The organism is Streptomyces sp. NPDC051921 (genome assembly GCF_040680975.1).
Taxonomy (GTDB): Bacteria; Actinomycetota; Actinomycetes; order Streptomycetales; family Streptomycetaceae; genus Streptomyces.
Map to the genome: position 1 here is coordinate 274,517 of NZ_JBFAXU010000006.1, position 11,825 is coordinate 286,341.

An 11,825-nucleotide genomic window follows, 5' to 3' on the forward strand; every position below is an offset into this window, starting at 1 on the left:
CCCGAAGAGTCGAAGGCGCCCGGCGCGGGAATTTGCTCAACTCCTCTTTTCCTTGGCGGCAGTTGCCGCTACGGTCTGCCCGACCAGTGGGAGCGGTTCCACCCAGTCGGCACGCCACCGGGGCGTGCCCTCGCTGTGAGGACTCGCTCATGCGACATCCCCCACGTCCGACGGCGCTGCTCGCGGGAGCGGCGCTCACGGCGGCGAGCACCGCTCCCGCCACCTCGGGCACGGCCTCGGGAGCCCGTCCCGGGCCGGCTACGAGGTCGCCCGCATGCAGGACCCGGTGGACGCGGTCCGAGCGACGGGGGCGGAGAACCTGCTCCTCGTCCCCGGTCCGGCGTACGCCGACGACCTGAGCCAGTGGATCGCGCACGCCCGGACCGATCCGGCGGGCCGCATCGCCGCCGCCTCGCACGTCCAGCACTTCGCCACCTGCGCCGACGAGACGTGCTGGACCGGCACGCTCGCCCGGTCGCCGCCCAGGTCCCCCTGGTGGCGGGCGGGATCGGCGGGAACACCTGCGGTCACGCCCTCGTCGACCGCGTCATGAAAGGGCCGTCGACCGCGGCCTGTCCCACCTGGGCCGGACCCGGAACACCTGGGACCGCAACTCCGGGCCCGGCCCTGATCAGCTCGTACGACGGCACCCCCACCGCATTCGGCATCGGGCCGCGCGACCACCTGCGCAGCCCGAGCGGAAACTGAACCGGAAGGGAACCCCACCCCATGAGCCGCACAACCAGTCGCACCGCCCTGCTCGCGGCCCTCGGCCTGATCACCGCGACCGGCGCCACCGCGACCGTGTTCGGCACGGCCGCCGCAGGCGCCGTGACCCCGGGCTGCCGGGTCGACTACCAGATCTCCAGCCAGTGGAGCACCGGCTTCGGCGCCAACGTGACCGTCACCAACACCGGTGACCCGGTGTCCGCCTGGACCGTGGAGTGGTCCTTCGGCGGCGACCAGAAGGTCAACCAGTCCTGGAACACGGCGCTGACCCAGTCCGGGTCCGCCGTCACCGCGAAGAACGTCTCCTACAACGGCACTCTCGCCACGGGCGGTTCGACCTCCTTCGGCTTCAACGGCTCCTACAGCGGGACCAACGCCGTGCCGACGGTCTTCACGCTGAACGGCGTCGCATGCAACGGGGCGACCCCACCGACCACACCGCCCACGACCCCGCCGACCACTCCCCCGACGACACCGCCCACCACCCCGCCGACCACGCCTCCGCCGGCCGGGACCAAGGCCGACAACCCATACGCCGGGGCGAAGGTGTACGTCAATCCCGAGTGGTCGGCCAAGGCGGCGGCCGAGCCGGGCGGCACCAAGGTGTCCCACCAGCCCACGGGCGTCTGGCTGGACCGGATCGCCGCCGTCAACGGCTCGGCCACCTCCATGGGGCTGCGCGCCCACCTGGACGCGGCGCTGGAGCAGAAGGGAAGCGGCGAGCTCGTCGTCCAGCTGGTGATCTACAACCTGCCCGGCCGGGACTGCTCGGCGCTCGCGTCCAACGGCGAACTCGGCCCGACGGAGATCGACAAGTACAAGACCCAGTACATCGACCCGATCGCGGCGATCCTCGCCGACGCCAAGTACGCGGGCCTGCGGATCGTCACCACCGTCGAGATCGACTCGCTGCCCAACCTCGTCACCAATGTCTCCGGGCGCCCGACGGCCACCGCGAACTGTGACGTGATGAAGGCCAACGGCAACTACATCAAGGGCGTCGGCTACGCCCTGAACAAGCTGGGTGCGATCCCGAACGTCTACAACTACGTGGACGCCGGCCACCACGGCTGGCTGGGCTGGGACGACAACTTCGGCCCCTCCGCCGAGCTGTTCAGGACGGCCGCGACCGCCGAGGGCTCGACCGTCGCCAACGTCCAGGGCTTCATCGTCAACACCGCGAACTACAGCGCCCTGAAGGAGGACCACTTCACGGTCGACGACTCCGTGAACGGGGTGTCGGTGCGCCAGTCCGGGTGGGTGGACTGGAACCGCTACACCGACGAGCTGTCGTACGCCCAGGCGATGCGCGACAAGCTGGTCTCGATCGGCTTCGACCCGAAGATCGGCATGCTGATCGACACCTCCCGAAACGGCTGGGGCGGTACGGCCCGTCCCACCGGACCCGGCGCTCGGACGAGCGTCGACACCTATGTGAACGGCGGCCGTTACGACCGTCGGATCCATCTCGGGAACTGGTGCAACCAGTCCGGCGCGGGACTCGGCGAACGGCCCCAGGCGGCTCCGGCCGCGGGCATCGACGCGTACGTCTGGATGAAGCCGCCGGGCGAGTCGGACGGCGCGAGCAAGGAGATCCCGAACGACCAGGGCAAGGGCTTCGACCGCATGTGCGACCCGACGTACACGGGCAACGCCCGCAACGGCAACAGCATGTCGGGCGCCCTCCCGGACGCGCCGCTGTCGGGCCAGTGGTTCTCGGCCCAGTTACAGGAACTCCTGAAGAACGCGTACCCGGCGCTGTGACCCGCGCCTGACTCGGCTCGGCGGGCGGGCCGGCACCTCCGGGTCCCGGCCCGCCACCGGCGCGGGCGAACGTCACCAAGGCAAACAAGCAAGCAAAATCGTTTCGGCCGCAGATATCGTCAGTGACCCCATCCGGAACCGACGAATCAGCGACCCGGAAGGGCTGGGGCCGACGAATTTCCGGTTTCACCAGGCCTTGGCATGTCCCCGTCGTCTATGTTGCTCCGGGCTGACGAGGAGGCGCGTGACGGAACGTCATGTGCCACCCCCGTGTGCTCGACCCGTACGCGGGGTCGGCCCGAGCACGGCCCGGTCCCGGAGCGGGACCCGGGAGTCCGATCGCCGCGACCGCGGCGGGGAGGATCGGGAATGCAGATCACGACGGGGCGGGCGAACCGCCGCCTTCTTTCCGTGGCGGGAACGCTCGCGGTTTCCGCCGCGACCCTGCTCTCCAGCGGTGGAGCGGCCAGTGCCGCCGCCTCCGCCGAGACCGTGTCGGTGGGGATCCAGAGCGCGACGCTGGGGCAGACCTGCGTCGGGCCCTCCTACAACCGCAAGTTCGCCTTCACCATCACCTCGACGACCGGCGTGCCGGCCGGAAGCACCTGGAAGTTCACCGTCAGCAACCCCGGCTACCAGGGGCTCCAGGTCAGCTCCGACTCCGGTTACGTGCCGAGCGCGAGCGGCACCACACAGGTGGTCAACCTGTCGGCTCCCGGCGGCGTTCCCGCCGGGACGACGGTCACGCTCACGCCGACCTACTACCTCGTCCCCACCAGCGGCTACAACACCCTGACGCTGTCCGGCTACGGCGGCTCCACCAGCGTGGCCATGAACTGGTACAACCGCCCCTGCTGATCCCGGGCACCCGGGCGGAGGCCACGGCGCGTCGAGCGCCGTGGCCCTCCCGCTCCCCGGCGCCCACCGGGTCGCCGCGACGACGCGCCGCGCCGGTGTATTCCGTTGCCGATCCGGCCCGGGCAGCGGAGCATGGGCCCGCTCAGAGCGACTCCGCACCCGATAGGCACAGATGTGACTCCGCACGACGACGAACGCCGGACCTTCACCGGCCCCGACGGTCAGCCGGTGCTGACCTACCTCCCGGGCACCCGCGACGGCCACCCCTGGGCCGACCTCGCCGAAGCGGTCGGCCCCGATCCGGTACCGGCGATCCTCACCGGCCTCTCCGGCTGGGCCGTGTCAGGATCCGTGGAGCTCGGCGAAGAGCTCGTCCGGCACGGCGCACGCCCCATGCGTCACGCCCACGCCATGCGCCGCGACCTGATCGCCGCTCCGCTCCCGGCCGGCTGGGCGTCCGCCGGCCCGACGGACGGACTCCGTCTCGTTCCCTGCGACCGCCCGGCCGCCGACCTGTTCCCGGCGTGGCGTGGCGCCTTCGCGGCCGGCCATCCGGACCACCACACCGGCAGCGACGAGGAGGCCCTCGACGCACAGCTGGCCCCGCTCCTGACCGGCGAGGCCCTCGGCCCCGTGCTGCCCTGCAGCGCGCTGGCCGTCGACGAGGCGGACCGCGTGGTCGCCGGTGTCGTCGTCACGGACCGGGACGGCCTCCCGTGGATCGCGACCGTCTTCCGCCGGCCGGGTCCCCGCTGGGCCGGACTGGGCTCGGTCCTCCTGCGCCGGATGCTGGCGGACGCCGCCGCCGGGGGTCTGCGGGAGGTCGAGCTGGTGGTGAGCGAGGGCAATGCGGCCCGTCGGCTCTACGAGGAGCTCGGCTTCGAGCTCACCGGGACCTCGCTCACCGTCCTCGTTCCCTGACCGTGACGACGTACCGTGGCGACGTACGGTGGCGACGTACGGTCGGGGCACGACGGGACGTGTCTGCACATGACGTCGACGGGAGGAGGAGCGGCCATGGACCGGGGCTCGGACGCGGACGGGGGCGAGGTGGTCGTGTACTGGCGACCCCTGTGCCCGTACTGCGTGACGCTGCTCGCCGGACTGCGCCTCACGCGGCTGAAGTACCGGACGGTGAACATCTGGCGGGACCGGGAGGCGGCCGCCTTCGTCCGCTCGGTCGCCGATGGCAACGAGACGGTGCCCACCGTCACGGTGGCGGGCCACGCGATGGTCAACCCGTCCCGGAAGCAACTCCTCGCGGCGGTGGCCGCCCGCGCCCCGCACCTGCTCCCCTAGGGCCGTGTCCGTGAAGTCCCGCCCGGCTCGCGGCGCCTGGCACGCACGCTCGCCGCGTCGTCGGGATCATCCGGGTACGCCCGGCACGAGGGCGGCCCTCCGCCGGGCGACCGCACGCACCGGACGCCGCGAGCCCCGCCCGCGGGCGAGCGGCGCTGCTCTCCGGACCCGACCGGGGGACGGGCCGGGCCTCGACGGCGTCCGGCCCGGCCGGCGCCCCCTCAGGACGAGTCCCGCACCACCAACTCCGTCGGCAGCACACGCCGCCGGGGCTCGACCGTCTCCGTCGGGCCGGCGATCCGGTCGAGGAGCATCCGTGCCATCGTCCGGCCCATCTCCTCGATGGGCTGCCGGACGCTGGTGAGCGGCGGGTCCATGAGCCGGGCGACGGCCGAGTCGTCCACGCCGACGAGGGCGACGTCCTCCGGAACGCGGCGGCCGGCGTCCCGCAGGACCCCGCGGGCGCCCGCGGCCATGACGTCGGAGGCGGCGAAGACGGCGTCCAGGTCGGGCGCGCGGTCCAGGAGTTCGCGCATCGCGCGCCGGCCGCCCTCCTCGGTGAAGTCGCCGGTGGCGACGAGGAGTTCGTCGGGCGCGAGTCCGGCCGCCGCGATGCCCTCGCGGTAGCCGTCGAGGCGGGCGCGGGCCACGTACATGTCGAGCGGTCCCGTGATGGTCGCGATCCTGCGCCGGCCCCGTCCGGCGAGGTGGGCGACGGCGGCGCGGCCGGCGCCCGTGTTGTCGGAGTCGACGTAGGCGGCGGACTCGTCGGCGGCACGCCGGCCGTTCAGGACGACGGGAAGGCCGAGTTCGCCGACCCGGTCGGGCAGCGGGTCGTCGGCGTGGACGGAGGCGAGCAGGACGCCGTCCACGCGCTGGGCGGCGAGGTACTGCTCGAAGCGCTGCCGCTCCCGCTCGGTGCGTACGAGGGTGAGCAGGAGCTGCTTGTCGGCCTCGCCGAGTTCGGCGCTGACGCCGCGGATGATGTCGAGGAAGTAGGGCTCGGCGAAAAGGCGGGCCTCGGTCTCGGGGATGACGAGGGCGATGGCGTCGGTGCGGCTGCCGGCGAGCGCGCGGGCCGCCTGGTTGGGCACGTAGCCGAGCTCCTCGATGGCCCGGTGGACGGCCTCGCGGGCCTGTTCGCTCACCCGGGGCGAGCCGTTGATGACCCGGGACACGGTGCCCCGGCCGACCCCGGCCCGGGCCGCGACCTCTTCCAGCGTGGGCCTGCCGCTGTGCCGTCCGCCGTTCACGTCTCTCGTGCTCCCCTCGCCATGTGCCTCGCACTCCCCTCGTACGCCCTCGCGGCGCGCCCGCGGTGATCAGGTCAAGATAGGCCACTCCCCCGGCCGCGTCAGAAGCGGCGCCCTTCGACCGGCGAAGCATGGGAGCGCTCCCATACTATCGGAACACAGTCGCCGAAGATTTCGTGTTCATGTCTTGACACCCCGACCCGCCAGGCAGCAACCTTCCGGCAACGAGGACGTGGGAGCGCTCCCATCGCTGACACCACCTTTTGGACGAGGAGAGTGGAATGCGTACTACCAGCAGCAGACCGGCCCCCGGCCGGGCACGCCGCACCGCACTCGCGGCGGTCGCGGCCCTGACGGCGGGCACGGCCCTGCTCACCGGCTGCGGCGACGGCGGCGACGGAGGGGACGCCGCCGACGGCGGGACGATCACGCTGCGGGTCGGAACCTTCGGTTCCTTCGGCTACGACAACAAGACCGGCGCCAAGCTCTACGCGGAGTACGAGAAGGCGCACCCGAACATCAAGATCGTCGAGTCCAACGTCGCCGACGGGCAGAAGTACTGGGACACCCTCAAGCTGCGTCTCTCCCGCAACAGCGGCCTGGCCGACATCCAGGCGATCGAGGTCGGCTACATCGCCGAGGCGACGGGCTCCGCGATGGCGGACAAGTGGGTCGACCTCTCCAAGAACGGCGGCGCCGACGTCAGCGCCTTCCTGGACTGGAAGACCAAGCAGGCCACCACCGCGGACGGCAGGGTCATCGGCCTCGGCACCGACATCGGGCCCATGGCCATCTGCTACAACAAGGACCTCTTCGCCAAGGCCAAGCTGCCCACCGACCGCACCGCCGTCGGTCAGCTGTGGTCGGGCGACTGGGCGAAGTTCCTGGAGGTCGGCAAGACCTACCGGAAGAGCGCGCCCGCGGGGACCTTCTTCCACGACTCCGGGAGCGGCCTCTTCAACGCCGTGGTCAACAGCGACCCGGAGCAGTACGCCAACGCGAACGGCGAGCTCGCCTGGGAGACCAGCCCCGGCGTGAAGAAGGCCTGGGAGACGGCCGTCGCCGCGGCGCAGGGCGGTCTCACGGCCAAGCTGCGCCAGTTCGACGAGAAGGGCACCTGGAACGCCGCCTTCAAGAACTCGAAGTTCGCCACCGTCGCCTGCCCCAGCTGGATGACCGGCATCATCAAGGACCAGGCGGGCGCCGGCAACCAGGGCAAGTGGGACATCGCCGCGCCGCCGGTGGCCGGCAACTGGGGCGGCTCGTTCCTGGCCGTGCCGAAGTCCGGCAAGCACGCCAAGGAGGCCGCCGAGCTGGCCGCCTGGCTGACCGCCCCGGCGCAGCACGCCAAGGTCTTCGCGGTCAACGGCAACATCCCGTCCACCAAGGACACCCTCTCCTCGTCCGCCGTGATCGGCGCCAAGCTGCCCTACTTCGGCGACACCCCGGTCGGCGAGATCTACGCGGCCGCCGCGGCGCACATCCGGCCCGCCCCGATCAGCCGCTGGGACGGGCAGGTGAAGACCTTCCTCACCGACAACGGCATCCTCGACATCGAGCAGCGCGGCACCGACCCGGCGAAGGCCTGGGAGAACGTCAGGAAGCTGGTCGACGACAAGATCGACCAGTAGCGGGAGCGGGGGTGTCCCGTCGCGCCGGGCCGGCCGGCGGGACACCCCTGGCCCACCGACCGCACCACCCGTACGCACCGACCTGGAAGGACGCCTCCGTGGCCACCTCCGTACGGGCGAGGAACGGCGGCTCCCCGTCGCCCGACGCACCGCCCTCCCGCTCCCCGCGCCCCGGCGCCCGCGCGCCCGGCGGCCCGTCCGCCCGGCGCAGCAGGCTCTACCGGTGGGACCTGAAGGCGACTCCGTACGTCTTCGTCGCCCCCTTCTTCCTGACCTTCGCCGCCTTCGGCCTCTTCCCGCTGCTGTACACGGGCTGGCTCTCGCTCAACCGGGTCGAGCTCGGCGGCGATCCGCAGTGGAAGGGCCTGGAGAACTACAGCGACCTGGCCGACAGCGACTTCTTCTGGAACGCACTGGCCAACACCTTCACCATCGGCGTGATCTCGACCGTCCCGCAGCTCCTGATGGCGCTCGGCCTCGCGCATCTGCTCAACTACAAGCTGCGCGGCCGGGGTTTCTTCCGGGTCGCCGTCCTCGCCCCGTACGCGACCTCGATCGCCGCGGCGACACTGGTCTTCGCCCAGCTGTTCAACACCGACTACGGGCTGATCAACTCGGCGCTCGGCCTGGTCGGTTTCGACCCGGTCGACTGGGAGTCGTCCAAGTGGCCCGCGCAGATCGCCATCTCGGCGATCGTGACCTGGCGGTGGACCGGCTACAACGCGCTGATCTACCTGGCCGCGATGCAGGCCGTGCCGCAGGACCTGTACGAGGCGGCCGCCCTCGACGGGGCCTCTCGATGGCGCCAGTTCCTCAGTGTGACGATCCCGTCGATCCGCCCGACGATCCTGTTCACCGTCATCGTCTCCACCATCGGCGCCACCCAGCTCTTCGGCGAGCCGATGCTGTACGGCGGCAGCGTGGGCATCTCCGGCGGCAGCGGCAACCAGTTCCAGACGCTGAGCCTGCTCATGTACGAGAAGGGCTGGGTCACCGGCGCGCTGGGCCAGGCCTCCGCCATCGCCTGGGTGATGCTGCTGCTCCTGCTCCTCGTCGGCGGCCTGCAGGCGCTGATCTCCCGCGTGAACCGCAAGAAGCTGGGGGGCTGACCCGCATGCGTACCGCTACTCCCGCGCCGTCCCGTCCCCGCGGCCGGGCCCGTTTCGGGCAGTCGGCCGGCCGCCAGCACCACGCCGGCCCGCTCACGTACCTGCTGCTCGCCGTCGCCGCGCTGCTGTCCCTCTTCCCGCTCTACTGGAACCTCGTCGCCGCCTCGCACAGCGGCGAGCGGGTGGTCACGGCCCCCGCGCCGCTGCTGCCGGGGCCGCGCCTCTTCGACAACCTCTCCTTCGCCTGGAACCAGGTCGACATGGGCGAGGCGCTGGTCAACACCACGGTCGTGGCCGCGCTCGTCGCCCTGTCCACGGTCCTCTTCTCCACGCTCGCCGGCTTCGCCTTCGCCAAGCTGCCGTTCAAGGGCCGCAACGTGCTGCTCACCCTGGTGGTGGCGACGATGACGATCCCGCCGCAGCTGAGCGTCATCCCGCTCTACCGGATCATCACCGACCTCGGCTGGGTCGACCAGCTGCAGTCGGTGGTCCTGCCGTCCCTGGTCGCCGCGTTCGGCGTGTTCTTCATGCGCCAGTTCCTCGTCGAGGCGCTGCCGGTCGAGCTCGTGGAGGCGGCCCGGATGGACGGCGCGCACTCGCTGCGGATCGTCTGGCACGTGGTGTTCCCGGTCGCCCGGCCCGCGATGGCGGTCCTCGGGATGCTCGTCTTCGTGCAGGCGTGGAACGACTTCTTCTGGCCGTTCATCGCGCTCACCCCTGACGGCAGCCCCACTCTGCAGGTGGCGCTCGCCGGCCTCGGCGCGGGCAACCACACCGTCGACCAGGCGGTGGTGCTGACCGGCGCCCTGATCTCGACGGTGCCGCTGCTGCTCGTGTTCGCCGTGCTCGGCAAGCACATCGTCGGCGGGATCACCGCCGGCGCCGTCAAGAGCTGACGCCACCCCGCCGGAGCCGGCGACGCCGGCTCCGGCACTCCGCCCCTCTCCTCCGCTCGTCATCCACCCGTCTCTGCGTTGGGAGCGCTCTCACATGACCGCGTCCGAAACCCGGCCGCTCACCGCCGTCCGCCGCTTTCCGTCCGGCTTCCTCTGGGGCGCCGCCACCGCCGCGTACCAGATCGAGGGGGCCGCTGCGGAGGACGGGCGCACGCCGTCCATCTGGGACACCTTCTCGCACACCCCCGGCAAGGTCTTCCAGGGCCACACGGGCGACGTCGCCGTCGACCACTACCACCGGTTCCGCGAGGACGTCCGGCTGATGTCCGAACTCGGCCTGAACGCGTACCGGTTCTCGGTGTCGTGGTCCCGGGTCCAGCCCACCGGCCGGGGTCCGGCCGTGCAGCAGGGCCTGGACTTCTACCGGCGCCTCGTCGACGAGCTCCTCGCGGCCGGGATCGAGCCCGCCCTCACGCTCTACCACTGGGACCTTCCGCAGGAGCTGGAGGACGCGGGCGGCTGGCCGGAGCGCGCGACGGCGGAACGCTTCGCCGCGTACGCGGGTCTGGTCGCCGAGGCCCTCGGCGACCGGGTGTCCCGCTGGACCACCCTCAACGAGCCCTGGTGCAGTGCCTTCCTGGGGTACGGCTCCGGGGTGCACGCCCCCGGCCGCACCGACCCGGTGGCCGCGCTGCGCGCCGCGCACCACCTCAACCTCGGGCACGGGCTCGCGGTGCAGGCCCTGCGGTCGACGCTGCCGGCCGGGGCGAAGCTCGCGGTGTCGCTCAATCTGCACGAGGTGCGGCCGCTGACCGGATCGGCGGAGGACCGGGAGGCGGCCCGCCGGATCGACACGGTCGGCAACGGCGTGTGGCTGGGGCCGATGCTGGAGGGCCGCTACCCGCAGGAGCTGTTCGCGGACACCGCGCACCTGACCGACTGGGATTTCGTGCGGTCCGGGGACGAGGCGACGGCCGGGCAGCCGCTGGACTGGCTGGGCATCAACTACTACACCCCGACGGTCGTTTCGCGGGTCGCCGAAGGCGGCGAGAAGCCGCAGGACGACGGGCACGGGAACAGCGACTTCTCGCCGTGGCCGGGCGCGGACGACGTCGCCTTCCACCAGGCGGACGGGCCGCGCACGGCGATGGGCTGGCCGGTGGACCCGTCGGGCCTGACGGACCTGCTGACCCGGATCTCGACGCGGTACCCCGGTCTTCCCCTGGTGGTCAGCGAGAACGGCGCCGCGTACGAGGACGTGGTCGGAGCGGACGGCTCCGTGCACGACCCGGAGCGCGCGGCCTACGTGCACGCGCACCTGGAGGCGGTGCACCGGGCGGTCGAGGAAGGGGCCGTGGTGCACGGCTACTTCCTGTGGTCGCTGCTCGACAACTTCGAGTGGGCGTACGGCTATGCGAAGCGCTTCGGCGCCGTGCACGTGGACTACGAGACGCTGCGCCGCACGCCGAAGTCGAGCGCCCGCTGGTACGCGCGGGTGGCCCGCTCGGGCGAGCTGCACGCCCCGGGGGCTGACGCCTGACGGCCCGTCCGGAGAGGTACGGTTCCGGGGCGGGTCCGCATGCCCTGGAACCGTACTGTCACGGAGGAAGCGCACCACACATGGCCGAGATCCACAGGACCACCATCACGCCGACGAAGCTGGAGCTGCTGGCGGTCTGGCTGCCGACACGCCCCTGGTACCGGGGCGGTGCGGACGCCGTGCCCGAGCTGGCCAAGGCGGGCGGCTTCCGGCTGGACGACCCGGAGGGCGAGGTGGGCATCGAGTTCATGGTGGTCACGGACTCCTCCGGCGACGAGGTCCACGCCTACCTCGTGCCGATGACCTACCGCGGGGCGCCGTTGGCGGGCGCCGAGCGGGCGCTGATCGGCACCGCGGAGCACGGGGTGCTCGGCACCCGCTGGTTCTACGACGCGGCGCACGACCCGGTCTTCGTCGCCGGGCTGACGGCGCTCCTCGAGGGTCGGGCGGTCGCGCAGGCCCAGAGCCTGTCGGACACCCCGGACCTGACGGTCGAGGCGTACTCCGACGGGCCGGGCACGTGGCACGCGTCCGCCGCGCCGGTCGTGGAAGAGGGGGCGAACGGCACGGACCTGCGGCTCGGGGCGGGCGCGCCGCTGCTGCGGCTGGCCCGCGTGCTCGACCCGAAGGCCACGGGATCGCTGGGCCACGTGATCGCCGACTGGCACCTCCCGGACGGTGAGGCGCGCCGCGGAGCCTACGTCCTGGCGTTCGGCCCGGCGGTCTGAGGGAACGGACCGGTTCCG

10 protein-coding genes and 1 pseudogene are annotated in these 11,825 nt (G+C 72.1%); 10 read left to right on the forward strand and 1 reads right to left on the reverse strand.

What is annotated here, in order from left to right; genetic code table 11:
- Positions 1-256: 256 nt before the first annotated feature.
- From AB0M16_RS11150 to AB0M16_RS11170, 5 genes and pseudogenes are all read left to right on the forward strand, one after another.
- Positions 257-708 (forward strand): annotated as a pseudogene (locus AB0M16_RS11150) (glycoside hydrolase family 5 protein); the annotation flags it as partial.
- Positions 709-729: 21 nt separating this feature from the next.
- Positions 730-2,493, forward strand: coding sequence for a glycoside hydrolase family 6 protein (locus AB0M16_RS11155; RefSeq protein ID WP_365341246.1), 1,764 nt, complete (start codon positions 730-732; stop codon positions 2,491-2,493).
- 369 nt (positions 2,494-2,862) lie between these two features.
- The gene (locus AB0M16_RS11160) at positions 2,863-3,351 is read left to right on the forward strand and encodes a hypothetical protein (RefSeq protein WP_365341248.1); all 489 of its coding nucleotides are present in this window, start codon (positions 2,863-2,865) and stop codon (positions 3,349-3,351) included.
- A gap of 174 nt (positions 3,352-3,525) precedes the next feature.
- The gene (locus AB0M16_RS11165; RefSeq protein ID WP_365341250.1) at positions 3,526-4,272 is read left to right on the forward strand and encodes a GNAT family N-acetyltransferase; all 747 of its coding nucleotides are present in this window, start codon (positions 3,526-3,528) and stop codon (positions 4,270-4,272) included.
- 96 nt (positions 4,273-4,368) lie between these two features.
- On the forward strand, positions 4,369-4,650 hold the full coding sequence (locus AB0M16_RS11170) for a glutaredoxin domain-containing protein (RefSeq protein ID WP_365341252.1): 282 nt from the start codon (positions 4,369-4,371) through the stop codon (positions 4,648-4,650).
- 221 nt (positions 4,651-4,871) lie between these two features.
- Here AB0M16_RS11170 and AB0M16_RS11175 read toward each other — a convergent pair whose 3' ends face one another.
- The gene (locus AB0M16_RS11175) at positions 4,872-5,903 is read right to left on the reverse strand and encodes a LacI family DNA-binding transcriptional regulator (protein ID WP_365341254.1); all 1,032 of its coding nucleotides are present in this window, start codon (positions 5,901-5,903) and stop codon (positions 4,872-4,874) included.
- 281 nt (positions 5,904-6,184) lie between these two features.
- Here AB0M16_RS11175 and AB0M16_RS11180 point away from each other — a divergent pair, with 281 nt between their 5' ends.
- The 5 genes from AB0M16_RS11180 to AB0M16_RS11200 all read left to right on the forward strand — a co-directional run bounded on the left by AB0M16_RS11180 (position 6,185) and on the right by AB0M16_RS11200 (position 11,807).
- Positions 6,185-7,534 (forward strand): ABC transporter substrate-binding protein, encoded by a 1,350-nt coding sequence (locus AB0M16_RS11180; RefSeq protein WP_365341256.1) that lies wholly within the window; start codon positions 6,185-6,187, stop codon positions 7,532-7,534.
- A gap of 98 nt (positions 7,535-7,632) precedes the next feature.
- A complete protein-coding gene (locus tag AB0M16_RS11185; RefSeq protein WP_365341258.1) occupies positions 7,633-8,643 on the forward strand; it encodes a sugar ABC transporter permease in 1,011 nt (336 codons plus the stop codon).
- A gap of 5 nt (positions 8,644-8,648) precedes the next feature.
- Complete coding sequence (locus AB0M16_RS11190; protein ID WP_365341260.1) at positions 8,649-9,539, forward strand: carbohydrate ABC transporter permease; 891 nt, start codon at positions 8,649-8,651, stop codon at positions 9,537-9,539.
- A 94-nt stretch (positions 9,540-9,633) separates the two neighbouring features.
- Positions 9,634-11,079, forward strand: coding sequence for a GH1 family beta-glucosidase (locus tag AB0M16_RS11195; protein WP_365341262.1), 1,446 nt, complete (start codon positions 9,634-9,636; stop codon positions 11,077-11,079).
- 80 nt (positions 11,080-11,159) lie between these two features.
- Positions 11,160-11,807, forward strand: coding sequence for a 1,4-alpha-glucan branching protein (locus tag AB0M16_RS11200; protein WP_365341264.1), 648 nt, complete (start codon positions 11,160-11,162; stop codon positions 11,805-11,807).
- Positions 11,808-11,825 lie beyond the last annotated feature (18 nt).